Genomic DNA, 24,244 nt, shown 5'->3' with positions numbered 1-24,244 from the left:
ATGTTGAGTTTACGCCCACCCCGCCTGGCGCATCTGCTACGCTCCCCGCCATGCCAAATCAAGCCACTGCCACAGCCATGCCGCCTGCCGTGATCGTGCTGCTGCTGTCGCTTTTGCTTGGCCTGCAGCCCGTCACCACCGACCTGTATTTGCCCGCGTTGCCGGTGCTCACCACCGGTTTTGGCGCGCCCATGCACCAGGCGCAGTTGACGCTGACGGCGCTGCTGCTGGCGTTTGGGGTGTCTCAACTGGTGTGGGGGCCGCTGTCCGACCGCTTTGGCCGACGACCCGTCTTGCTGATCGGCCTGAGTGCTTACGTGCTTGCGGCCATTGGCAGCACGCTGGCTCCCGGCATGACCGCCCTGATTGTGTGGCGCACGGTGCAAGGTGCCGCCATGGGCGCGGCGGTGATGTGCGCACGCGCCATCGTGCGCGACTTGTATGCACCAGTGCAAGGCGCGAGGGTCATGAGCAAGGGCTTGAGCGGTCTGGGCGTGATTGCCTTCTTAAGTGCTCCTGTCGGCGGGCTGCTGACAGAGGCGTTCAACTGGCGTTTTGCCCTGTTGGCGCTGGCTATCTTCGGCGCTGCCAGTCTGGGCATGATCGCCTGGCGTTTTGAAGAAACCCTGCAACGCAAAAACCCCCGAGCCCTGCAAGCCGCCACACTGTTCAAAACCTGGCAAAGCATTTTTCGTCACCCCACTTTCATGGCTTTTTCAGCGCTGTCAGCGGCTTCCTACGGTGGCCTGTTCACCTTTTTGGCAGCATCGTCATTTGTCTTCATGAATGTGCTGGGTCTGAGCAAAACACAGTACGGCGCATTGATGGCACTGAACTCGCTGGGCTACATCGGCGGTACCTTTTTGTGCCGTTTCTGGTTGGCGCGCCTTGGCGTGCGCCGCACCCTCAAATGGGCCGGCGTGCTGTCCCTTGCTGGCGGCACGCTGATGGCCGGGCTCAGCCTGGCTGGCGTACAAAACGTGTGGGCCATCATGCTGCCGCAGTTGCTGTTTGTCATCGGCCACGGCATCCACCAGCCCTGCGGTCAAAGTGGCGCGGTGGGGCCGTTCCCGCACGCTGCCGGCGCGGCCTCGGCCTTGAACGGCTTTTTAATGATGCTGGCCGCGTTTGCCATGGGCAGTTGGCTCGGTGGCCACATGGACGGCACCGTGCTGCCGCTCACGCTGGGCATGTGGTTCTGGAGCGCGCTGATTGCGCTGACGGCCTGGACGCTGGTGCAAAAGTACGGGGAGCCAAAATAATGGGGGTCAGATTCCAATTAAATGCTGCACTGCCTCGCTATCTGGCATTGGCCGGCCCCACCGCGTCGGGCAAAACGGTGGCGGCGCTGGCGATTGCACAGGCTTGGCCGGTGGAGATCATCAGTGTCGATTCGGCGCTGGTGTACCGCGGCATGGACATCGGCACGGCCAAACCCAGCGCCGCCGAACTGGCCGCGGTGCCGCACCACCTGATCGACATCCGCGACCCGCTGCAGGCCTACAGCGCCGCCGAGTTCGTGGCCGACGCCAGGCAGTTGATGACAGACATCACGGCGCGCGGCAAGCTGCCGCTGCTGGTGGGTGGCACCATGCTGTATTTCAAGGCGCTGCGCGACGGGCTCGACGACATGCCGCGCGCCGACCCGGCCATTCGGGAAGCGATTGCGCTGGAAGCGGCGCAAAAAGGCTGGCCCGCGTTACACGCCAAGCTGGCGCAACTGGACCCGGACACCGCCGCACGGCTGGCCCCGGCCGACTCGCAACGCATCTCACGGGCGTTGGAGGTGTTTCGCATCAGCGGGCGCCCGCTGTCGTCGTTTCAGACCAGAAATTCTGACGCACCAGAGGCACCCCTTCATGACCCGGACTGCCTGCTGATTTCAATGGAACCGAACGACCGCGCCTGGCTGCACCAGCGCATCGCCCAGCGCTTCGATGCCATGCTGGCGGCTGGTTTTCTGGACGAGGTGCGGGCGTTACGGGTGCGCGGCGACCTGCACCCTGATTTGCCTTCCATGCGCTGCGTCGGCTACCGCCAGGCCTGGGAGTATTTGGACGCGCATGAAATGCGCGGTCTGGCTGGCCTGCCGCTCCTGACCGAGCTGCGCGACAAGGGCATTGCCGCCACGCGCCAGCTCGCCAAGCGCCAGATCACTTGGCTGCGCTCCATGCCCGAACGCCAAGTGGTGGCCTGTGATGCGCCGAATGCGCTGGAGCAGGTGCTGGCGCTAGTACGGCGTTTTGTTGAAGGCCCGCCATGACCCTGATCATCAACAACTTAAGCAAAAGCTATGGCCAGACGCCAGTCTTCAGCCAGGTGTCGCTGCGCGTGGCGCCGGGCGAATTTGTCGCCATCGTGGGCGAGTCGGGCGTGGGCAAATCCACCCTGCTCAACTGCATGGCGGGCCTGGACAGCTGGGACAGCGGGACGGTGCTGCTCGATGGGCAGGATCTGGGCACGCTCAGCGACGAGCAACTGGCACGGCTGCGCCGGGAGAAAACCGGTTTTGTGTTTCAGGCCTTTCACGTGCTGCCGCATCTGAGCGTGGCGCAAAACGTGGCCTTGCCGCTGATGTTGCTGGGCCAGCATGACGACGCACGTGTCCAGGCCATGCTCGATGCCGTAGGGTTGACCGGTTTGGGCTCTCGCCTGCCGCAGCAGCTCAGCGGCGGCCAGTTGCAGCGCGTGGCCATTGCCCGCGCCCTGGTGCACCGGCCGATGGTGCTGCTGGCCGACGAGCCCACCGGCAACCTCGACCCAAGCACGGCCGCGCGCGTGATGGACGCGCTGGTCGAGCAAACCCGCCAGCACGGCGCCGCCATGGTGCTGGTGACGCATTCGGTGGCCGCGGCCAAACGCGCCGACCGGGTGTTGACGCTGACCGCCACCGGGCTGGTCAGCTACGCCAGCAGCACCGACGCGCCCGTGGCCACAAACACCAACGCCTGAAACCGGGCCGTATGCAGGTGCTGCTTGATTTTTGTGATCCGCATGGCCAGCAGGCTGCCTTGCGCTGCGCTTTTGACCAGCCGGAGCAATCGCTGGTGGCGCACACGCCCGAGCAGGTCAAGCCGCTGCTGGAAGCCGTCGATGCCTTGGCAAAACAAGGCTTCTGGTGCGTGGGTTATCTGCGTTACGAAGCCGCGCCCGCGTTTGATGCCGCGCTCAAAGTGCATGAAGCCGACGGCCCGCTCGCCTGGTTCGGCGTCTATGCCCAGGCTCTGCCGTGGCCCGCCGAAACATCGGATGAAGATGACGCCACCCGCGTGCAGTGGCAAAGCGGATTGAGCCGGGCGGACTTCGACGTGGCCATGGACCGCATGCACCAGGCCATTGCGGCGGGTGATTTGTACCAGGTCAACTACACCGCGCCGCTGCATGGCGCTTTTTCAGGCGACCCGCAAACGCTCTTCAGGCGCCTGCACCGCGCCCAGCCCCAGGGCTACGCGGCCTTCATCGACAGCGGCTTCGAGCAGGTGCTGTCGGTTTCGCCCGAGCTGTTTTTTGACTGGAAAAACGGGCAAGGCCTGCAAGGCGGGCAGTTGCTGACGCGCCCCATGAAAGGCACCGCGCCGCGTGGCAGCAGCGCCGGGGAAGACGCCACGCTGGCCGCCGCGCTGGTGGCCTCGCCCAAGGAGCGCGCCGAGAACGTGATGATTGTCGATTTGCTGCGCAACGACGTGTCGCGCATCGCGCAGCCGCATACGGTCAAGGTACCGCATCTTTTTACCGTGCAAACGCTGCCCACGGTGCTGCAAATGGTGTCCGACGTGACCGCCACCACCCGGCCCGGCACCAGCCTGTGCGCGGTCTTCAGCGCGCTGTTTCCGTGCGGCTCGGTCACCGGCGCGCCCAAGGTTCAGGCAATGCGCATGATCGGGGCGCTGGAGCCGGAACCGCGCGGCATCTACTGCGGTGCCATCGGCGTGGTGCGCCCCGGCGGCCACGCCACCTTCAACGTGGCGATTCGCACCGTCACATTGCGCGGCAAACAAGCCACCTGCGGCATCGGCAGCGGCATCACTGCGGACGCCACGGCAGAGGCCGAATGGCAGGAATGGCGCATCAAGCGCGGCTTTCTGGAGCGCGCCAGCGAGTCGTTCAAGCTGCTGGAAACACTGCGCCTGGAAGGCGGCGTTTTTCATCATCTGGATGCCCACCTGGCCCGGTTGAAGCGGGCGGCAGCACATTTCGGGTTTCCATTTGATGAGGCTGTCATTGCGAATGCAGTGAAGCAATCCATGGCCCCTGAATTCATGGATTGCCACGTCGCTGACGCGACTCGCAATGACGACTATGCATGGCGCGTGCGCCTGCTGCTGGATGACAAGGGCCACCCACAGGCGCAGGCCTTTGCACTGCCGCCTTCACCATCGCTGGTGACGCTGCAGCTGGCAAGTCGGCCGTTCGGTGAAGCGCACAGCGAGTTCACCCGCTTCAAAACCACGCATCGCGCCCATTACGAGGCCTTTGCCCCCACCGACCCTGCCGTGTTCGACACGCTGCTCTACAACGACGCCCGCGAGCTGACCGAATGCACGCGCGGCAACATCGCCCTGCTGCTCGATGGCCGCTGGGTGACACCGCCGCTGCGCTGCGGCTTGCTCGACGGCATCGGGCGGGATCAGTATTTAAAGGAAGGCCGTCTGCTTGAAGCCGTGGTGCGGCTTGACGACCTGCCGCGGGTGCAGGCGCTGGCTTTCGTGAACAGCCTGCGCGGCTGGCTGGTTGCCCAACTGCTCGGATAATTTCAGCGCCGTCCCCTGAAAAACCAAAGGAAACACACATGTTCGTCGTCATATTTCGCGCCAAGGTTCGCAACGCTGACAGCGAATACACCCAGGTCGCGGCGCGCATGCGCGAGTTGGCACTGGGTCAGTTCGGCTGCCTTGAGTTCACCGCAGTGACCGAAGGCCAAGACGAAATTGCCCTGTCTTATTGGCCTTCCGAGGAACACATCCGGGCCTGGAAGTCGCATTCAGAGCATGTACTGGCCCAGCAGCTTGGCCGAGAACGCTGGTATGAATCCTACGTGGTGCAAGTGGCCGAGATTTCGCGCGAATACCGGGTGATGCTTTGATTTGAATCCCGAATAAGCACGCATTCTCCCCAAGTTGTGATAAGGTATTACTTCATCATTCCAGACTGGAAGTCACCATGACAGCAACCGCCACCCACCCCATGACCATCAAAATTGACATGGAAACCAAAGCGCGTGTGCAACGCCTGGCAGAAGCGCGCCAAAGGACATCGCACTGGTTGATGCGCGAGGCGATCAGCCAGTATGTTGAACGCGAAGAAAAGCGCGAAATTTTCCGACAAGACGGCCTGCGAGCATGGCACGACTACCAGGCCAACGGCCTGCACGTCACAGCCACAGAGGCTGATCTCTGGCTGGGCAAGCTGGAAGACGGACAAGATGAAGTGCCGCCCGCATGCCACGTTTGATCTGGTCACCGCCGGCCCTGCTTGACGTTCAGCGCCTTTATCGGTTTTTGGCAAGCAAAAATGGCGACGCCGCCAAAAGTGCGGTCAAGGCCATCCGGCAAGAGGTCAAGGTGCTTGCACTGCAACCCGGCATTGGACGTCCCATCGACGAAATGCCACCCGAATTCCGGGAATGGATGATTGACTTTGGCCACAGTGGTTATGTCGCCATGTACCACCATGACGGCGATGTTGTCACCATTCTGGCGGTTCGACACCAAAGAGAAGTGGGTTACAAGGACTGAACATGGCATTCTGGTCAGCTGTCAACCCTGCTGCTTTTGTGACTGACGCCCCACCCCATGCTTGACCTGCTCAAAACCTTCTCCTGGCAAGAGCTCAAACACCACCCGTGGCGCAACGCGGCCGCGGTGGTGGCGGTAATGCTGGGTGTGGCGCTGGCGTTCTCGGTACATTTGATCAACGCCAGCGCGCTCGACGAGTTCTCGCAAGCGGCACGCTCGGTGGGCGGCCAGCCCGACCTGGAATTGCGCGGCGTGCAGGGCCAGTTCGACGAGGCGCTGTTTGCGCGCGTGGCCAAATTGCCGCAGGTGGCGCGGGCGTCACCCGTGCTCGAAGTGGGCACTTACGCCGTCACGCCCGAGGGCAAGCGCAGCCTGAAAGTGGTCGGTGTCGATGCGCTGGTGGTGGCCTTTGTGGCGCCCGATCTGATGCCGCTGCCCACCCGCCGCAGCGCCCAGGGCGCAAACGACCGCTTCGTGTTGTTTGCACCGGGACAGGTTTTTTTGAACCCTGCCGCGCAAGCGTTGGCAGGGTCGGGACTGCAACTGCAAAGCGGTCTCGAACTGCTGCCGGTCACCGTCGCCGGCACCGTGCGCGCCAGCGGCCGGGCGCTGGCGGTGATGGACATCGGCGCAGCGCAGGAGTTGTTTGGCAAGCAGGGCCAGCTCAGCCGCATCGACCTGGCGCTAAAAACGGGGGTGAATCGCGACGACTTTGTCCGCAGCCTGCAAGACGCGCCCGACTGGCCCGCCAACCTCACCCTGACGGTGCCCGGTGATGCGCAGTCGCAGATCAACAACCTGTCGCGCGCCTACCGCGTGAACCTGACCGTGCTGGCTTTTATTGCCCTGTTCACCGGGGCGTTTCTGGTGTTCTCGGTGTTGTCTTTGAGCGTGGCCAAACGGGCACAGCAATTTGCCCTGCTGGGGGTGCTGGGCCTGAGTGGCCGCAAGCGGCTGAGCCTGGTGTTGTGGGAATCGCTTTTCCTGGGCCTGCTGGGCAGCGCCGCCGGCATTGCCCTGGGCACGGCGCTGGCGGCGCTGGCGCTGAACGTGCTCGGCGGTGACCTGGGTGGCGGCTTTTTTGCCGGCAGCGCGCCCAAGCTGCAGTTCAGTGGTTGGGCCGCGCTGCTCTACGGCGCCATGGGCGTGGCGGCCGCGCTGGCGGGCGGCTGGTGGCCGGCCCGCGCGGCGCAAGCTCTGCCACCGGCACAAACCCTCAAAGGGCTGGGCGGCGCGCCGGTCAACCCGCACAACCACTGGCTCAGCCTGATGTTGATCCTGCTCGGTGCCGCGCTCAGCCAGGCCCCGGCCGTTTGGGGCATTCCGGTGGCTGCCTATTTATCGGTGGCCCTGCTGCTGGTGGGCGGCATCACTGCCCTGCCCTGGCTGATTGGCCTGCTGCTGGATCGCATCGCGCCGCTGGTGGCACGCCAGACCCTGCCACTGCTGGCGGTAGCGCGCGCCCGGCACCAGCGCGAAACGGCTGCGGTGGCGGTCAGCGGCGTGGTGGCATCGCTGAGTCTGGCGGTGGCGCTGACGGTAATGGTGGCAAGCTTTCGGGAATCAGTGACGCAATGGCTGGACCAGGTGCTGCCCGCCGATTTGTATGTGCGCAGCAGCCCCAACCTGGGTTCCAGCGACACGGTGTATTTCAGCCCGGAATATGTGCAAGCGGCTGCGGCCCTGAACGGCGTCAAGCAGTTGCAGGCGCAGCGCGTGGTGTCGCTGCTGCTCAAGCCGAGTCTGCCTCCGGTGGCGCTGATCGCCCGCGAGTTGTCGGACCCTGCGAAAAACCTGCCATTGGTGGGTGAGCCGCTGCCAGTGCCCGCCGGGCAGATCGGCATTTACGTGAGCGAAGCGGTGGTGGACCTGCATGGCGCCGTGCCGGGCCAGCCCTTTGCCTTGCTGGGAAGAACCTTCAATGCGCTGGCACAAGCGGGAGAGGCAGCAAAGGCAAGCTATTTTGTGGCGGGTGTCTGGCGCGACTATGCGCGTCAGAGCGGCGCCATTGCCATTGACCGCTCCATCTTTGAGCGCCTCACGGGCGACCAACGCGCCAACGACCTGGCACTGTGGTTGAGCAACCCTGACGATGCACCCCAGCTTCAGCAGGCGCTGCGTGCACTTGCGGAACAGTTGGGCTCTGGCGCTGGCGATCTGATGGAATTCGGCACACCGAGCCAGATCCGGTCCACCTCGCTGCGCATTTTCGACCGCAGTTTTGCCGTGACTTACTGGCTGCAGGCGGTGGCGATTGCGATTGGCCTGTTTGGCGTGGCCGCCAGTTTCAGCGCCCAGGTGCTGGCCCGGCGCAAGGAGTTTGGCCTGCTGGCGCACCTGGGGCTGACACGGCGGCAAATCCTGACCGTGGTCGCTTTCGAGGGCGCCGCCTGGACGCTGCTGGGTGCGCTGGCGGGACTGGTCCTGGGACTGGTGGTCTCCAGCGTGCTGGTGCATGTGGTGAACCCCCAAAGCTTTCACTGGACCATGGACTTGATGCTTCCCTGGCTCAAGCTGCTGGGCCTGTGCCTGGCGGTGGTGGCCGCCGGCACGCTGACCGCCTGGCTGGCAGCGCAGGCGGCGGCGGGACAGGATGCGGTGCTGGCGGTCAAGGAAGATTGGTAGCCACAACCATGCCAGAGGGAAGGTATTTGTGTGAGCGGCGCCCTCGCCGCGAATGAATTCAAACAGCCTTCGCGGCGAGGGCGCCGCTCCTACAACGCGTCGGAGTCACTGGTAGAACCAATTTCATCCGGCCCCAAAGGCTCGATGACCTGCATTTGCTGCGCCAGCACGGCCATCGTGGCCTCTGAGGCGTCGTGCCCGGCGGCACTGCGCGCCAAGATGCGCTGGCGCAACTGCTCAGGGCTGGCCTGCGGTGCCAGGATGCTGAAATCTGCACCCATTTGCTGGGCCAGCAAACGAAAAGCATCGCGGTCGGCACGCTTCAAAAAAGCCGCATCCACCACCACCGACCAGCCGGCTTGCAGCAGCAGGGCGGCCTGCTCGCGCAGGTGCGCGTAGGTGCGCTCGTGCGCCTCAAACGCATAAATGCCAGCGCCCACCCCGGAGCCACTGGCGGCGCCGGGCGCCAGCCCGAACAGGCGCTTGCGCTGCACGTCCGAGCGCAGGCGCAGCGTTGACGCATGCGGGTCGGTCTGCAAAAGCGCATCAGAGGCCACCGTTTTGCCGCACCCCGACAAGCCGTGGGTGATCACCAAGCGGGCAGGCGGGGGTGCCAGCAGGCGCTCGGCCAGCGCCACATAGGCCTCGACCTCATCAGTATCACCCTGGATTTGCACCCGGCGCAGCGCCGCCACCTTGGCCCGCACCATGGCGCGATAGACCGCGTAAAAACGCAACACGCGCGCCGCCTCGTAGTCGCCGCTACGGCTCAAGACCTCGTCGAGCAGCCAGTCGGCCAGCCCCGGTTGCTGATGTTCAAGCAGGTCGATATAGACAAAGGCAATTTCGCTGGCCACATCGATCCAGCGCAGGTCTTCGTTGAACTCGATGCAGTCGAACAACTGCACTCGACCGTCGATCAGCACCATGTTGGCCAAGTGCAGGTCGCCATGGCACTCGCGCACCCGACCCGCTTGCTGGCGCGCCTGCATCAGGGGCGCCAATTGATCAAATTGCGCTTGCGTCCAGTGGCGCAGGGCGACCAGCCGGTTTTGCAACCCAGCTTCAGGCAAAAAGCGCAGCAGATCGGTGAAGTTGTCCAGGGCAGGCTGCAGGATGTGCTGGCCAGAGCCAAAGTACGAACCGTTTGGTGCCACCGCTGCCGCTTGATGAAAAGCCACCACGGCATCTGCCAGCGCCGACAGGTGTGCGGCCTGCAGCTCACCACGCGCGCACACATGGTCCAACCTGCTTGACTCCTCAAAACGGTGCATCTTCACGGCGTATTCGATCGGCGCACCAGAACCTTGCCACTGCGGGTCTTGCGGTGTATTGAAAATGCCGACCACGTCCAGGTACAGATCAGGCGCAAAACGGCGGTTCAGGCGCAGTTCGTCCAGGCAGTAGCGGTGGCGCAGCGCCAGCGTGCTGAAATCCAGAAACGACAGCTTGACCGGTTTTTTGATCTTGTAGGCAAAATCGCCCGCCAGCAGCACCCACGAGATGTGGGTTTGCACCAATTCAACGCGCCGGACATCGCCTGGATAACGCGCGGGATCGAGCAAAGCGTCAATTACACGTGGCAAATCGGCATCCATGGTTGTCATCATGCCAGATTTGGTGTCATAAGCTTGCACTTTGGGCACGATGTTTGCATGACCTAGTAGAAACCAACCCCTGCCCGGCTTTGGCCAGACCGTAGAATCAGTTTTTAATTTTTTATTAACCCGCCGGGGGAGACTCTGGCATTCACTGAGAAAGTTGCTGTATGAAAAAACTCTTGCTAGCTGCTGCCATCAGCGCCCTGTGCGCTTCGGCTTTTGCCCAGGGCAAAGACCTCAAGGTTGCCATCGATCCCACCTACGAACCCTTTACCTTCAAGACCGCTGACGGCAAGCCCACCGGTTTTGACGTGGACATTGCCAGCGCCCTGTGCGAGCAGATCAAGCGCAAATGCGTGTTTGTCGAGCAAGCCTGGGACGGCATGATCCCCGGCCTGTTGGCCAAAAAATACGACGTGATCATCAGCTCGATGTCGATCACCGAAGAGCGCCTGAAACAGGTGGACTTCACCGACAAGTACTACAACACCCCCAGCAAGATCGTGCTGAAGAAAGACATCAAGTTTGACGGCCCGGCCTCCATCAAGGGCAAGAAAATTGGCGTGTTGAAGGCATCAACGCAAGAAAAATACGCTCAGGGCGAACTCAAGACCAAGGGCGTCGAAATCGTTTCTTACGACGCCCAGGACCAGGTCTATCTGGACATCAAGGCAGGCCGTCTGGACGGCACGGTGGCTGACACGCTCGAAGTGGGCGGCGGCTTCCTGAGCAAGCCGGGCGGTGAAAACTACCAGTTTGTCGGCCCCGAACTCTACATCCCCAAGTACTTTGGCACTGGCGCCGGCATTGCCTTGCGCAAGGGCCAGGCCGACCTGAAGAAAGAACTCAACGCTGGCATCAAGGCGATCCGCGGCAACGGCAAGTACAAGGCCATCAACGACAAGTACTTCAAGTTTGACGTTTACGGCAAGTAATTGCCCGTTTGAAAGGTCGGCTCGATGCGCTGTTGCAAGGGCCGCCCCTCTGGTTTCCTGACCATTTGCCCATGACTTCCACCACGCAGTCTTACCTTCTGGTTATTTTGCAGGGCTCCCTGCTCACGGCGGGGGTGTCTTTGGGCGCGCTGCTGGTGGCTGTCATCCTGGGCCTGGCAGGTGCCGCAGCCAAGCTCTCGGGTCGCCCGGTGCTGGTGGCGCTGGGCACTTTTTACACCACCATCATCCGTGGCATCCCTGACCTGGTGCTGATGCTGCTGGTGTTTTACGGCGGCACGATTGGCATCAACACCCTGCTTGAAAAGATGGGCAGCGAGGCCACCATCGACATCGAGCCTTTTGCCGCCGGTGTCATCACCATCGGTTTCATTTACGGCGCCTACATGACCGAAACCTTTCGCGGCGCCATTCTGAGCATTCCCAAGGGACAGATGGAAGCCGCCTGGGCGTTTGGCATGAGCCGCTCGCAAACCTTCCTGCGCATCACGCTGCCGCAAATGGTGCGCTACGCGTTGCCCGGCTTCACCAACAACTGGCTGGTGCTGATCAAGGCCACTGCGCTGGTGAGCCTGATTGGTTTGCAGGAAATGACCTATCTGGCCAAGCAGGCCAGCGCCGCCACGCGCTCGCCCTTTGTCTTCTTTTTGTTCACCGGCGCCTTGTTTCTGGTTTACACCTCGATCAGCCTGATGGCCCTGAAAAAGCTCAATGCCCGCTACAGCCTGGGCACAAAAAGGGTGCAACTTTAATGGAATGGGCTGTCATTTTCGAGCCCGAGAACCTGGCGCTGTTTGGCAACGGGATCGTCATCACGCTGTGGCTGCTGTTTTCGTCGCTGGCCGTGGGGGCTGTGCTGGCGCTCATTTTTGCGCTGATCCTGACCGGCCCCTGGGCGCCGCTGCGCTGGCTGGTCAGTGCCTACACCTTTGTGATTCGCGGCACGCCGCTGCTGATCCAGGTCTATCTGATCTATTACGGTCTGGGCCAGTTGGAGTGGATCCAGGAGCGCTGGGACGCCGTCTGGCCCTGGACTTACTTCAAGGAACCCTTCTTTTGTGCCCTGCTGGCCTTCAGCCTGAACACCGCCGGCTACACCGCCGAGATGCTGGCCGGGGCCATTCGCGAGACCAGCGCCGGCGAGATCGAGGCCGCCCACGCCTACGGCATGAGCCGCTTTCAGACCATGCTCCGGGTGGTGCTGCCCAGCGCCATGCGCCGCACCCTGCCCGCCTACAGCAACGAGGTGGTGATGATGCTGCACGCCACCAGTCTGGCCAGCGCGGTGCCCAACATGCTCGACATCACCTCGGCGGCGAGCCGCATTTACGCCACCTACTACCTGCCGTTCGAAGCCTATCTGGCGGCTGCGGCCATTTACCTCGCCGCCTCGTTTTGCCTGATCGGCTTCTTCCGTTTCTCGGAAGGCCGCTTGCTGGCCTACCTGTCAACGCGCAGGGGCTGATACCTTTGAAACCGACCCATGCAACGCATTGACCACCCGCTGCTCTCGCCCAGCCTTGGCAGCCACAAGACGCTCACCAGCTTTCATTTTGGCAAGCCCGGCAGCGGCCGCAAAATTTACATCCAGGCCAGCCTGCACGCCGAGGAACTGCCCGGCATGCTGGTGGCGCACCATTTGCGCGCGCTGTTCGAAGCATCTGAGGCAACCGGGCAAATCCTGGGTGAGGTGGTGCTGGTGCCAGTGGCCAACCCGATTGGCCTGGCGCAGCGGTTGGACCACAAGCCCATGGGTCGCTTTGAGCTGGACACCTCGGAAAACTTCAACCGGCATTACCCCGATTTGGCGGCGGCGGTTGAGTCTGTTGTGATCAAGCAGCTGGGCGATGACGCGTTGGCCAATGTGGGCCTGGTGCGCCGTGCCATGGGCGACTACATCAGGCGCTGGACCCCTGCAACCGAGCTGCAAAGCATGCGCCGCACACTGCTGCTGCTGGCGCATGATGCCGATTTCATGCTCGACCTACATTGCGACTGCGAAGGCGTGCTGCACTTTTACACCGAAGAAGCCTGCTGGCCGCAGATGCAGGAACTGGCGCACTTTTTGGGCGCCCGGGCGATTTTGCTGGCCAAAAGCTCGGGCAACCGGCCCATCGACGAATGCCTGTCGGGCGCCTGGTGGCAACTGGCCGAGCGCCTCCAAGCCAAGGGCTGCAGCGCGCCGCTGACGCAAGGCTGCTGCAGCACCACCATCGAGCTGCGCGGCGAGCTCGACGTGAGTCACGCCTGGGCTGCAGCGGATGCGCAGGCCATTGTGGGCTGGCTACAGTTCATCGGAGTTTTGGCCTGCCAGCAGCCACCCCAAGTGCCCGCAGCCCTGTGCCCGGCGACACCGCTGGCGGGCTCCGAAACCCTTTGCGCGACCAGCCCGGGCGTTGTGGTGTTTGCGGCAGAAGTGGGGCAAATGCTGGCCATCGGCGATCTGGTGGCCGAAATCATCGACCCGATTGCCAACACCCGCCAGCGCATCGCGGCGGGCGTTGCCGGTGTGTTTTATGCCCGCATCCGCGACCGCTACATCACCGCCGGTGGCGAGGTCGGCAAGATTGCCGGCACCCTGGCGTTTCGTAGCGGCGATCTGCTGGGCGCATGACTGGCACACTGGACCACCCATGAATCAATGCCGTCATTGCGAACGAAGTGAAGCAATCCATGGATCGCCACGCTACGCTCGCGATGACAATCGGGAAATATTGCCATGACCACCACGATCAAACTCCAGGTAGAAAACATCCACAAGCGCTTTGGTGCCAACGAGGTGCTCAAGGGCGTGTCGCTGACCGCTCACGCGGGCGACGTGATCAGCATCATTGGCAGCTCTGGCTCTGGCAAAAGCACTTTCCTGCGCTGCATCAACCTGCTGGAAAAACCGAACCAGGGTCGCATCATCGTGGCCGGCGAAGAGCTGCACCTGAACCCCGACAAGCATGGCGAGCTGCACGCTGCCAATCCCAAACAGCTGGCCATGATGCGCACCCGGCTGGCCATGGTGTTCCAGCATTTCAACCTGTGGGCGCACATGACGGTGCTGCAAAACATCATCGAAGCGCCAGTGCATGTGATGAAGGTGCCGCGCGACCAGGCCATTGACATTGCCCGCAAGTACCTGGCCAAAGTGGGGCTCGACGGCAAGGAAGACGCCTATCCGGCGCACCTGAGCGGCGGCCAGCAGCAGCGCGTGGCAATTGCCCGCGCGCTGGCCATGGAGCCCGAGGTGATGCTGTTCGACGAGCCCACCAGCGCGCTCGACCCCGAACTGGTGTCCGAGGTGCTCAAGGTCATGAAAGACCTGGCGCACGAGGGCCGCACCATGGTGGTCGTCACTCACGAGATGGGCTTTGCCCGCGAAGTGGCCAACCACCTGATCTTTTTGCACAAGGGCCAGATCGAGGAAGAAGGTGTGCCGGCCCAGGTGCTGGCCAGCCCCAAGAGCGTGCGGCTGGCGCAGTTTTTATCGGGCAGTTTGAAATAAGGCTCAGATCAGGCCGAGCATCGCGCGTGCTTCGTCGGGCGTGGCGACCGGCCGGTCGAGCTCCCGGCTGATGCGGGCGATACGCGCCACCAATTGCGCGTTGCTGGTGGCCAGTTCACCCTTGCGGTAGTACACGTTGTCCTCAAAGCCCACGCGTACATGGCCACCCAGCACGATGGCCAACGTGCCCAGCGGCAGCTGTGCCGGACCGATTCCCGCGACGGTCCAGGTGGACTGCGCTGGCAATTGAGATCGCAGGTACATCAGCGCCTCGGGGGTGCCGGCCATGCCACCGGGAATGCCCAGCACAAAGTCGAAGTGCTGCGGACCCTGGATCAGGCCCTTTTTGAGCCAGCGTTGCGCTGTGGTCAGCATGCCGCTGTCAAAAATTTCAAGCTCGGGTTTCACGCCGTGGTCACGCATGGCAGCGGCAAAAATCTCCATCTCGGCGGGGTGGTTCATGAACACATCGCCGCCAAAATTCACCGTGCCCATGGACAGCGTCGCCATCTCGGGTTTGAGTGTGACCGGGGCCAGGCGCTCCTGCGGTGTCATGCCGACTGCACCGCCGGTGGATACCTGCACGATCACATCGCAGCGTGCGCGCACCGCCGCAATGATCTGGCCATAAGTTTCCTTGTCCTGCGTCGGTGTGCCGTCGGGCCAACGGGCATGCACATGCACGATGGACGCACCGGCCCGGGCGCATTCATAGGCCGCGTCTGCAATTTCTTCTGGCGTGATGGGCAATGCCGGCTGCTGTGCGCGGGTCACCTCGGCACCGGTCAGCGCGGCGGTGATGATGAGTTTGTCCATGTCAGCAGGTCACAGTGGCGTGGGTGATGCGCTGACACGCTACGGGCACCACGCAGGTGCCGGAGGCCTTGCACACCACAACCGGCTCGGCCAGCACATCGGCCGCGGAAGCCTGGCCGGCCACACCGGCCGGGGCGATGACTTTGCGCGCCTCGAACACCATCGTGCGCGAGGTCTTGCCCATGGCCACGATGCGACCCGTGGCCTCGATGTAGTCGCCTGCATGAACCGGCGCCAGAAACTGCACGTTGTCATAGGCCACGAACAGGCCTTCGTCACCGTCGCTGCGAATCAGCAACTCGGTCGCCACGTCGCCAAACAAATGCAGCATCTTGGCGCCATCGACCAGGTCGCCCGCGTAATGGGCATCGTGGGCACCCATGCGCAGGCGGATCAGGCTGGTGAAATTTTCCATCGGGTTAGCGCTCATTCAAGCCGCCTTTCTTCTGTTGATCCACTCGTGGATGGCAAAGGATGCCACATCCTCGGCATAACTCTTGACACCGAAGCCGGCATCGTAGCCGAGCTCCTTGGCCAGCTCATGGCTGATGCGCGGGCCGCCCACCACCAGGATCACCTTGTCGCGCAGCCCTTCGGCTTCCAGCAGGTCCGACAGCTTGGTCAGGTTGTCGAGGTGGATGTTCTTTTGTGTCACCACCTGTGACACGAGAATCACATCGGCCTGCTCTTCAATCGCCCGGGTCACCAGGTCCTCGGAGTCCACCTGGGCGCCCAGGTTGATGGCGCGGATTTCGTGATAACTCTCCAGCCCCTTGTGGCCGTTGTAGCCCTTCATGTTCATGATGGCGTCAATGCCGACAGTGTGGGCGTCGGTCTCGATGCAGGCCCCCACCACCACCATGCGGCGCCCCATTTTTGCGGCGATGAGCGCGTTGATGCCTTCCTTGTCCAGCACCTCGTACTCGGGCTTGACCACTGAAAAACTGCTCAGGTCCACCTGGTGTTTGCACTGGCCATAGACCACGTAAAAGCTGAAGCCCTGGCCCATATCTTCGCAGTGCACCACAGCAGGTTCATCCAGACCCATCTGGGCCGCCAGGCGCTTGGCGCCTTCCTTGGCGCGCTCATCCAGCGCGACCGGCAGGGTAAACGAGAGCTGCACGCGCCCGTCTCCGAGCGTGTCGCCGTAGGGCTTGACTGGGTTATTGGGGTCAGACACCAATTTCGCTGCGGGGCTTTGCACCGCACCCGAAGGGGCTGCCGGAGGCAGCGCGAATTTGGGCTCTGACCCCAAAAACCCACAAACATGGTCGGCTCCTTGGGTGGCTGGCAGCATGAGATCAGGGAACGGGTTGTAGTAGTCAGGTGCCTTCGCGATCACACCATCCAGCCCCTTGCCCCCGGTCGGTGTGCGCGAAATTTCGGCAAACATGCCCTTGCCAATGGCGCCTGGCAGGCTGATGGCCTCAATTTCGGCCAGCATGGCTTCGGTCTGCGCCAGCACCTCCTGGGCACGTTGCTCGATCTTGCCACCACGCTTGAATTCCATCTCCGAGTGCAGATCCTTCATGGTGCCAAACACGTACCTGGCGTTTTGAATGGCCAGAAAGCGGTCCTGGATGAATGGCGTGTGAATGGCCTCGGTCATCATGCCCAGCAGGTGGATATTTTGCTGGGTGACGGTGCTCACGATGTTGAACAGCGCGTCCTGCACATGGCCCTTGAAAATATTGCCAGTCATGTGTTTGGTGGGCGGCATGTATTTCAGGCAGGCATCAGGAAAAACCTGGCGCACCAGCTGCGCGTGGGCCAGTTCCCACAGGAAGCCATTTTCCAGCTCGGGATGAATCTCGAAGGCGTGGCCCAGGCCCATCTGCTCGGGCTTCAAACCCGACAACTCGGCAAACTGTTCGTTGATGAGCTGGGACGCCAGCACGGTGTGCGCCGCATCAAACGCGTCGGCCGTGGTGAGGTAATTGTCTTCGCCGGTGTTGATGATGATGCCGGCATAGGCATTGACCATGCGCGAGAAAAACTGGTCGATAAAGGTGCGCTTCATGTTGATGTCGCGAAAGATGATGCCGTACATCGAGTCGTTGAGCATCATGTCGAGACGCTCAATGGCCCCCATGGCGGCAATCTCGGGCATGCACAGGCCCGAGCAGTAGTTGGTGAGGCGAATGTAGCGCCCCACTTTTTGCCCCACTTCATCGAGCGCGGCGCGCATCAGCTTGAAGTTTTCCTGCGTGGCGTAGGTGCCGCCAAAGCCCTCGGTGGTGGCGCCATAAGGCACATAGTCCAGCAGGCTCTGGCCGGTGGACCGGATCACCGCGATGATGTCTGCCCCCTGCTCGGCGGCGGCACGGGCCTGCACCACGTCCTCGTGGATGTTACCGGTGGCCACGATCAGGTAGAGCCAGGGGGTTGGGTTTTCGCCGCTGGCGGCGATTTTCTCGGTCCGTTGGGTGCGCTGCGCAGCAATGTGGTCGCACATGGTGCGGGCCTGCGCCTGCGCGCAAACGCGTGCGGCCGCTTCATCTGCCGGGCGCGTCAGCGTCAGGCTGCCGCTTGCCACGGCCTCGGCAACCTGCTGCGCCGTCAGACCAAGCTTTTCCATTGCCCCGGCCAGCACCGTGGCGGCACCGTGTTGTAGCAGGTTTTGCGCCTGCAAATGGCTCACCACCCGGTTTGGCAGCGGGACACCCACCTCATCGACCCCATCGACCCCCATGAGGCGCAGCGTGGCGCGCTCCACGGTGGTGGTGGTGAAGCCCGACATGTCGTCGAAGACCTGCCGCGCAATGCGCCGCGCCGAGTCGCGGGCGCGGTCGATTTGCGCCTGGTCGAGTTGTAAATGGGACATGTTTTTCTCTCTGTTCAATCTGTTGTTCGGGTTACCGTCATGGCGAGGAGCGCAACGACAAATTCCCCTCTTCTTCCAGCATCACGTCGCTGACGCCATAGCCGGGAAAGGCTTCGCGGGCGGCGGCCAGGAACGCTTGTGCGTCAAAACTGCCGCCCAGCGGCGAGAAGGGGTTGAGCGTGATGCCGATCAGGTGAATGCCGCGGTAGGCCACCACTTGCGCGCCCAGCTTCTGCAACAGCGCCAGATCGGTGGCCTCGACAAACAGCTTGGTGCCGTCGTTCACCACCACGGTCAGGCCAGGGCGGCGCGTGGCCAATGTGCTTAACGTCCGCCACAGCGCGCGCCCCACGGCGCCACTGAGTGCCACCGTGGCCACATCCGACTCGGCGTACTGCAGCAGGGTTTCGGCGGCGTTCAGCGTGGCAATGTCGGCCTGAAACACGGTCTCGTCCTGGCTGTTCCACAGACCGACACCACCTTGGGCAAATACCGGCTCGCACCGCCGGCGGGTCGCCGCGTCAACCTGCGCAATGCCCAGAATGGCCAGCCGGTCGCGCGTCTTGCGGATCACGTCGCCGATGCCCCCGCCGATGGCGGCGCCGGTCGCCAGAATCACGCCGTTGGCAATGGCCGGCGAGGCATGGTGGCTGCGCCCCAGGGCGCCATCGAGAATCACCAGTGCGGCGCCACACTGCTTGAGCCGGGCAATCACGGTGAGCTGGTCCGAACTGCGCGAGGCCCCGGCAATTTCCATCTCGCCGTGCTCCAGAACCTTGACCACCAGAATTTCGCCCATCGGACTGTCAATGCCGGTGGCGTCAATGGGCTTGTAGCGCACCTTGGCACGCTCCAGGGTGAAACGTGCGGTGGCCACCAGGTTGCCGGGCCAGACCACAATGGCCGGCTTGGGCACAAAAAACACCGCGTCGCGGTCTTCCCCGTCACGCCCGATCGACGTGACCCCCAGCGCCACGCCGGACGCCGCCGCCTGCGCCAGCAAATGGTTCAGCGCCACGGTTTTCCCGGTGTTTTTGGTCATGCCCATCACGGCGAGAGTGGTCATGCCCCTGGCCTGGATGCGTTCCCAAAGTGGGCTGGATGAAGTCGTCACTGTTTTGCCTAAACGTAGAGCTTTTCAAACAAGGCACGCAGCTTGGCGCTCTCGCGCAGCAGCGACAGCGCAAACTCGGCGTGCCCGGTGGCATAACCGTTGCCGACGATCATTTCCACATCCTTGCCCACACCCTCGGCCCCCAGCGCGGCCGCGGTGAAGCTGGTGGCCATGGAAAAGAAGTAAATCTTGCCGTGCTGTTTGGTGGCCAGAATGCTGCCCATCTCGGTGTTCTGAATGTTGACGCAGTTGATCACCACGTCGGCCATCTTGCCGTTGGTCACTCCAGCCACAGCGTCCATCAAGGCCAGCGCGTCGGTGGCATCCACCTGCAGCGCGTGGTCTGCCCAACCCAGATCAAGCATGCGCTGGCAGTCATTGGCAAACGGCGACACACCAATGACGCAACCGCTCAAACCGGCGCGCTTTTTGGCTTCATAGACACACAGCGTGCCCGACTTGCCACCGCCGCCAATCACCACCACGGTGTCGCCCTCCTTGACCAGGCGGGCCGTCTGGGCCGGGGCCCCGGCCACGTCGAGAATGGCCAGCGCCAGCTTTTCGTCAATGTCAGCGGGCAATCTGGCATACAGGCCGGTTTCGAACAAAATGGCGCGGCCCCTGATTTCGATCTGGTCCTTGCTCATGTGGATTTTTATGATCTCGTCAATGCGCAAGGGCGTCAGCGACAGCGACACCAGCGTGGCGATCTTGTCACCCACCTTGAGGTCGATCTTGCCGAGCAACGCCGGGCCGATCTCGGCCACCGTGCCAATCAGCATGCCGCCCGACCCGGTCACCGGGTTGTGGTGTTTGCCGCGCCGGGCCACGATGTCCATCACCCTCTCGGCAACCTTGGCTTCATCGCCACCGGTGGCGCTTTTGATCTGGGTAAAACTGGCCGAGTCGATGTTGAGCGCCGACACGTCGATCAGGATTTCGTTGTCATAAATTTCCATCGTGTTGTCGAGCTTCCAGGCGGGCTGGGGCAACACGCCAAGAGGTTCAAGCACACGGTGTGTGCCGTAGGGGGAGCCGTGTTTCATATTCATTCCAGTTGGGGTCAGAGCACGTTCGCTTCGCGAAGTGGTCTGACCCACAAGGTTCTTAGTTTTTAATTGCTGGCGGTGGGCAGGCTGAAGTCTTGCCCCAGACCGGGCATTTCGACCGTTTTGCCGGCGTAGTTTCTGCACTTGACGGTGGTGCCACTGCCGTCGGGCAAAGCCTCTTCGCGCACATAACTCGGGATGATGGGCAACTTGCCCAGGCCACCCAGGCCGTCCACAATGAAGGTGGGCACGGCTGGGCCGCTGATCCAGCCGCGCAGGCCTTCATAGAGTTCGAGCATGCGACGGTGCGGTACGATGAAATGGTGCGCACCCTCGACCATGTCGGTCGAGTACACGTAGTACGGACGCACCCCCATCTCGACCGATTGCATGAACAGTTCGCGCATCACTTCGACGCTGTCGTTCACCCCCCTGAGGCACACGGTTTGCAAGCCCATCATGATGCCGGACTTTTGCAGCATCTTGACGCGCTTGCGCAGCAGCGGTGTAATTTCCTTGGGGTGGTTGATGTGAATGTTGATCATCTGCACGCGGTGTTTTTCGAGCACTGAGCACAGTTCGGGCGTGACGCGGGTGGGCATTTGCACCACCATGCGCGAGCCGATGCGCAAGAAGCGCACATGCGGCGCTCGGGTGCGGATCATGCCCAGAATTTCATCAAGGCGTTCGTCGGTAAAGGTCAGCGGGTCGCCGCCGGAGAGCAACACGTCTTCGATGTTCTTGTTATTGGCAATGTAGTCGATCGACGCCTCGATCTCGTCCTTGTGCACCGAGCCGTTGGGCTGGCTGACCATGCGCTTGCGAGTGCAAAAACGGCACAGCGTGGCGCAGGTGTTGCTCACCAGAAACAGCACGCGGCGCGGGTAGCGGTGCACGATGCTGGTGCCGGGAACGGTGTCACCTTCTTCACCCAACTGGTCGAGCATGGTGGCAAAACCGGGCTTGGTTTCTTCGTGAAACGACGGCAGGTACTGCATACGAATCGGGCAATTGGGGTCGTTGCGGTCCATCAGCCTGGCCATGTAAGGTGTGACGGCAATGGCGAACTTGTTGTAAACAGTGTCGTTGACATCTTCCACATGGTTCAAAACGCCTTGCAGCTGCGCGTGGTGGGTGTAACGCCGGGCAAACTGCTTTTGCCAGGATTCGGATTCCGGGTCGTAGGCCTGCAACTCTTCATAGGTCATGAAAACTTTGGGGGTGGCGAATTCGACGGCTTGCAGCATGAGGGTCTCCTGAGTGGTTCTTCAAGTTTATGGACTGACGCCGCCGCTGAAAACAAGCAAGTTGCCTGAAATTAATGTCAAAATTCAGTCAAATTGATTGCTTTTTAAACACTATGGCGAATTCACCTCAAAAACCCAATCTTGACGCGCTGGACTACCAACTGATCGAGCTGCTCAAGGTCAATGCCCGGCTGCCCATGGTCAATCTCGCCAAAGCGCTGGGCTGCGCGCGCAGCACCGCCCAAATGCGGCTCAAGGCGCTGGAGGATGCCGGCGTCATCACCGGCTACACCGTGGGCGTGAGCAGCCCGCGCGCGTCCCAAGGCATTCGGGCCATGGTGCTGATTTCGATGGAATCCCAAAACGAGCCTGACGTGGTGCGTGCCCTGTCCCGGCGCCATGAGATCACCAAGTTGTATTCGGTCAGTGGTCGCTACGACTTGTGCGCCATGCTGATCACTGAATCCACGCAGGAGCTCGATGCCGTACTGGACAAGATCCGCGTGATCAAGGGCGTGGTGGACACGTTTTCGACCATCATGCTGTCCACCAAGCTCGATCGGCCCGAGTAACCAAGCAAGCCTCTTCAGCATCAAGATGGATTCTGTCAAAGTGACATCAAGAACTACCTATTTGCCAACTTTTTGACTATTGTTAATTGAAACTGCCGATTTACATTGGCATGACGACTTGAGATACTTCTTTCACATCAGGAAACAAGCCATCATGAAACTGCCTCAACTCGTCCAAACCCAATTTCTCAGCGTCCACGACGCGGCCACCGTGATTCACAAAATCGGCCTCGAAACCGTCTTCAAGCGTATGGCCGAGTACATTCGCGCCGACTATCTGCGCTGGCACGATTTTGAAAAATGCGCCCGCGTGGCCAACCACTCCGAAGATGGCGTGATCGAGTTGATGCCGATCTCCGATGCCAAAAGTTACGCCTTCAAGTACGTCAACGGCCACCCCAAAAACACCCTCAGCGGCCTGCCCTGTGTGATGGCATTTGGCGTTCTGGCCGATGTCGCTACCGGCATTCCGGAGTTCCTCAGTGAACTGACCCTCAGCACCGCCTTGCGCACGGCCGCCATGTCGGCGGTGGCAGCACAGGAACTGGCGCGCCCCGACAGCAAGTCGATGGCCCTGATCGGAAATGGCGCCCAAAGCGAATTCCAGGCGCTGGCGTTCCACTACCTGCTCGGCATCGAGGAAATCCGCCTGTTCGACACCGACCCCAAGGCCACTGAAAAGCTGATCGCCAACCTGCGCTCGACCAATCTGCGCCTGACGGTTTGCAGCAGCATTGCGCAAGCCGTGCGCGGCGCCGACATCGTGACCACCGTGACCGCAGACAAGACCAATGCCGCCATCCTGACCGCCGATTTGATCGAACCCGGCATGCACATCAACGGCGTGGGTGGCGACTGCCCGGGCAAGACCGAGCTGCACCCCGACGTGTTGCGGCGCAGCGCAGTGTTTGTCGAGTACGAACCGCAAACCCGCATCGAGGGCGACCTGCAGCACCTGCCCGCTGATTTTGCCGTGACCGAGCTTTGGCAAGTGCTGGCACGCCAGGCGCCCGGCCGCCGCGCGGCTGACCAGATCACGCTGTTTGATTCGGTCGGTTTTGCGCTGCAGGATTACTCGGCGCTGCGCTTCATGCGTGATGCCGCTCGGGAGCTCGGCATGGGCCAACCGGTGTCGCTGATACCCGAACTGGTCAACCCGAAAGACCTGTTCGTGCTGATTCATCCGGACACGCATGCCACCCAGGAACCTCAATGGGATAAAGCGGGCCAACACGCCGTCGCGTCAGCGCTAGCCAACGCCTTGAGCGTCCCGGCGTGAGCAGCCTGCCTGCGACGGGTGTCAAGGGTGTCAGCCTGATCGGCGTCCCCACCGACATCGGCGCCGGCACGCTGGGCTCGCGCATGGGGCCGGAAGCGCTGCGTGTTGCCGGCATTGGGCAGGCCATCGCGCAATTCGGCCTGGATGTGAAGGACTGCGGCAACCTCAGCGGCCCCGCCAACCCATGGCTGGCGGCCGTGAACGGTTTTCGGCACTTGCCCGAGGTGGTGCAGTGGAACCAACAGCTGCATGACGCCACCTATGCCGAACTGACTGCCAACCGTCTGCCCATCATGCTGGGCGGCGACCATTCCCTGGCGATTGGCTCTATCAGCGCGGTGGCGCGCCACTGCCGCGCTCAGAGCAAGAAACTGCGCGTGCTGTGGTTTGATGCCCACGCCGACTTCAACACCGCCACCATGACCCCCAGCGGCAACATCCACGGCATGCCGGTGGCTTGCCTGTGTGGTCAGGGGCCGCAGGAACTGATCCGGATTGGCGGTCATGTGCCCGCGCTGCACGCCAAGGAGATTCGCCAGATTGGCATCCGCAGCGTTGACGCCGGCGAAAAGCGCCTGGTGCACGACATGGGGATCGAGGTGTTCGACATGCGCTACATCGACGAGATGGGCATGCGCCACACCATGGAACTGGCGCTGGCGCTGGTCGATGCCAACACCCATTTGCATGTGAGTCTGGATGTGGACTTTCTGGACCCCGGCATCGCCCCGGGCGTGGGCACCACCGTGCGTGGCGGCCCGACCTACCGCGAGGCGCAACTGTGCATGGAAATGATTGCCGACACCGGGCGGCTCGCCTCGCTCGATGTGGTGGAGCTCAACCCGGCCCTGGACCAGTGCAACCAGACGGCCGAACTGGCCGTTGACCTGATTGAAAGCCTGTTCGGTAAAAGTACACTCATGCGTACTTAAACCC

Annotated in this window: 23 protein-coding genes; 16 read left to right on the top strand and 7 right to left on the bottom strand. The window is 62.2% G+C overall.

The window, feature by feature from the left end; translation table 11 throughout:
• The first annotated feature begins 50 nt into the window (after positions 1-50).
• The 8 genes from PHF15_RS02205 to PHF15_RS02170 all read left to right on the top strand — a co-directional run bounded on the left by PHF15_RS02205 (position 51) and on the right by PHF15_RS02170 (position 8,360).
• Positions 51-1,262, top strand: a complete 1,212-nt coding sequence (locus PHF15_RS02205) for a multidrug effflux MFS transporter (RefSeq protein WP_300118503.1) — start codon at positions 51-53, stop codon at positions 1,260-1,262.
• Positions 1,262-2,263 carry a tRNA (adenosine(37)-N6)-dimethylallyltransferase MiaA gene (gene miaA / locus PHF15_RS02200; protein ID WP_300118500.1) on the top strand — a complete coding sequence of 334 codons (1,002 nt, stop codon included), beginning with the start codon at positions 1,262-1,264 and terminating at the stop codon, positions 2,261-2,263. Before PHF15_RS02205 ends, miaA begins: the two co-directional genes overlap by 1 nt.
• Positions 2,260-2,952 carry an ABC transporter ATP-binding protein gene (locus tag PHF15_RS02195; RefSeq protein WP_300118497.1) on the top strand — a complete coding sequence of 231 codons (693 nt, stop codon included), beginning with the start codon at positions 2,260-2,262 and terminating at the stop codon, positions 2,950-2,952. Before miaA ends, PHF15_RS02195 begins: the two co-directional genes overlap by 4 nt.
• A gap of 11 nt (positions 2,953-2,963) precedes the next feature.
• Positions 2,964-4,751 (top strand): aminodeoxychorismate synthase component I, encoded by a 1,788-nt coding sequence (gene pabB / locus PHF15_RS02190; RefSeq protein ID WP_300118495.1) that lies wholly within the window; start codon positions 2,964-2,966, stop codon positions 4,749-4,751.
• Between the two features lie 38 nt (positions 4,752-4,789).
• Positions 4,790-5,083, top strand: coding sequence for an antibiotic biosynthesis monooxygenase (locus PHF15_RS02185; RefSeq protein ID WP_300118492.1), 294 nt, complete (start codon positions 4,790-4,792; stop codon positions 5,081-5,083).
• Between the two features lie 77 nt (positions 5,084-5,160).
• Positions 5,161-5,451: a CopG family ribbon-helix-helix protein gene (locus tag PHF15_RS02180; RefSeq protein WP_300118489.1), complete on the top strand. Its 291-nt coding sequence runs from the start codon at positions 5,161-5,163 to the stop codon at positions 5,449-5,451.
• Positions 5,439-5,735, top strand: coding sequence for a type II toxin-antitoxin system RelE/ParE family toxin (locus PHF15_RS02175; protein WP_300118486.1), 297 nt, complete (start codon positions 5,439-5,441; stop codon positions 5,733-5,735). Before PHF15_RS02180 ends, PHF15_RS02175 begins: the two co-directional genes overlap by 13 nt.
• Positions 5,736-5,792: 57 nt before the next feature.
• Entirely contained in the window at positions 5,793-8,360 is a 2,568-nt protein-coding gene (locus tag PHF15_RS02170; protein ID WP_300118484.1) for an FtsX-like permease family protein, read from the top strand.
• An 89-nt stretch (positions 8,361-8,449) separates the two neighbouring features.
• On the opposite strand, the gene PHF15_RS02165 is transcribed toward PHF15_RS02170, so the two are convergent.
• The gene (locus PHF15_RS02165; protein ID WP_300118482.1) at positions 8,450-9,970 is read right to left on the bottom strand and encodes a bifunctional aminoglycoside phosphotransferase/ATP-binding protein; all 1,521 of its coding nucleotides are present in this window, start codon (positions 9,968-9,970) and stop codon (positions 8,450-8,452) included.
• A 158-nt stretch (positions 9,971-10,128) separates the two neighbouring features.
• On the opposite strand from PHF15_RS02165, the gene PHF15_RS02160 reads away from it, so the two are divergent.
• The 5 genes from PHF15_RS02160 to PHF15_RS02140 all read left to right on the top strand — a co-directional run bounded on the left by PHF15_RS02160 (position 10,129) and on the right by PHF15_RS02140 (position 14,407).
• Complete coding sequence (locus PHF15_RS02160; RefSeq protein ID WP_300118479.1) at positions 10,129-10,896, top strand: transporter substrate-binding domain-containing protein; 768 nt, start codon at positions 10,129-10,131, stop codon at positions 10,894-10,896.
• A gap of 71 nt (positions 10,897-10,967) precedes the next feature.
• On the top strand, positions 10,968-11,666 hold the full coding sequence (locus tag PHF15_RS02155; protein ID WP_300118476.1) for an ABC transporter permease: 699 nt from the start codon (positions 10,968-10,970) through the stop codon (positions 11,664-11,666).
• Positions 11,666-12,379 (top strand): ABC transporter permease subunit, encoded by a 714-nt coding sequence (locus PHF15_RS02150; protein ID WP_300118473.1) that lies wholly within the window; start codon positions 11,666-11,668, stop codon positions 12,377-12,379. The genes PHF15_RS02155 and PHF15_RS02150 overlap by 1 nt, the downstream gene beginning before the upstream one ends.
• Positions 12,380-12,397: 18 nt before the next feature.
• A complete protein-coding gene (locus tag PHF15_RS02145; protein WP_300118470.1) occupies positions 12,398-13,528 on the top strand; it encodes a succinylglutamate desuccinylase/aspartoacylase family protein in 1,131 nt (376 codons plus the stop codon).
• A gap of 105 nt (positions 13,529-13,633) precedes the next feature.
• Positions 13,634-14,407 (top strand): ATP-binding cassette domain-containing protein, encoded by a 774-nt coding sequence (locus tag PHF15_RS02140; protein WP_300118467.1) that lies wholly within the window; start codon positions 13,634-13,636, stop codon positions 14,405-14,407.
• 3 nt (positions 14,408-14,410) lie between these two features.
• Here PHF15_RS02140 and PHF15_RS02135 read toward each other — a convergent pair whose 3' ends face one another.
• The 6 genes from PHF15_RS02135 to PHF15_RS02110 form a co-directional block, all read right to left on the bottom strand.
• Positions 14,411-15,223 (bottom strand): 3-keto-5-aminohexanoate cleavage protein, encoded by an 813-nt coding sequence (locus PHF15_RS02135; RefSeq protein WP_300118464.1) that lies wholly within the window; start codon positions 15,221-15,223, stop codon positions 14,411-14,413.
• 1 nt (position 15,224) lies between these two features.
• Positions 15,225-15,653: a hotdog domain-containing protein gene (locus PHF15_RS02130; protein ID WP_300118461.1), complete on the bottom strand. Its 429-nt coding sequence runs from the start codon at positions 15,651-15,653 to the stop codon at positions 15,225-15,227.
• Entirely contained in the window at positions 15,654-18,047 is a 2,394-nt protein-coding gene (locus PHF15_RS02125) for a lysine 5,6-aminomutase subunit alpha (RefSeq protein ID WP_300118459.1), read from the bottom strand. It lies immediately after the preceding gene.
• A 37-nt stretch (positions 18,048-18,084) separates the two neighbouring features.
• Positions 18,085-19,113 carry a hypothetical protein gene (locus PHF15_RS02120; protein WP_300118457.1) on the bottom strand — a complete coding sequence of 343 codons (1,029 nt, stop codon included), beginning with the start codon at positions 19,111-19,113 and terminating at the stop codon, positions 18,085-18,087.
• 56 nt (positions 19,114-19,169) lie between these two features.
• Positions 19,170-20,207, bottom strand: a complete 1,038-nt coding sequence (locus PHF15_RS02115) for an L-erythro-3,5-diaminohexanoate dehydrogenase (RefSeq protein WP_300118455.1) — start codon at positions 20,205-20,207, stop codon at positions 19,170-19,172.
• Between the two features lie 68 nt (positions 20,208-20,275).
• Positions 20,276-21,457: a KamA family radical SAM protein gene (locus tag PHF15_RS02110; RefSeq protein WP_300118453.1), complete on the bottom strand. Its 1,182-nt coding sequence runs from the start codon at positions 21,455-21,457 to the stop codon at positions 20,276-20,278.
• A 113-nt stretch (positions 21,458-21,570) separates the two neighbouring features.
• Here PHF15_RS02110 and PHF15_RS02105 point away from each other — a divergent pair, with 113 nt between their 5' ends.
• The 3 genes from PHF15_RS02105 to rocF all read left to right on the top strand — a co-directional run bounded on the left by PHF15_RS02105 (position 21,571) and on the right by rocF (position 24,240).
• The gene (locus tag PHF15_RS02105; protein ID WP_300118451.1) at positions 21,571-22,029 is read left to right on the top strand and encodes an Lrp/AsnC family transcriptional regulator; all 459 of its coding nucleotides are present in this window, start codon (positions 21,571-21,573) and stop codon (positions 22,027-22,029) included.
• A gap of 154 nt (positions 22,030-22,183) precedes the next feature.
• Complete coding sequence (locus tag PHF15_RS02100) at positions 22,184-23,308, top strand: ornithine cyclodeaminase (protein WP_300118449.1); 1,125 nt, start codon at positions 22,184-22,186, stop codon at positions 23,306-23,308.
• Positions 23,305-24,240, top strand: coding sequence for an arginase (rocF, locus tag PHF15_RS02095; protein ID WP_300118447.1), 936 nt, complete (start codon positions 23,305-23,307; stop codon positions 24,238-24,240). Before PHF15_RS02100 ends, rocF begins: the two co-directional genes overlap by 4 nt.
• Positions 24,241-24,244: the final 4 nt, after the last annotated feature.

Origin of the sequence: Rhodoferax sp., from assembly GCF_028689295.1 — a bacterium.
GTDB lineage: Bacteria > Pseudomonadota > Gammaproteobacteria > Burkholderiales > Burkholderiaceae_C > Rhodoferax.
Note: the sequence above shows the minus strand (reverse complement) of the source record. Positions and strands in the feature narration are given on the sequence as shown.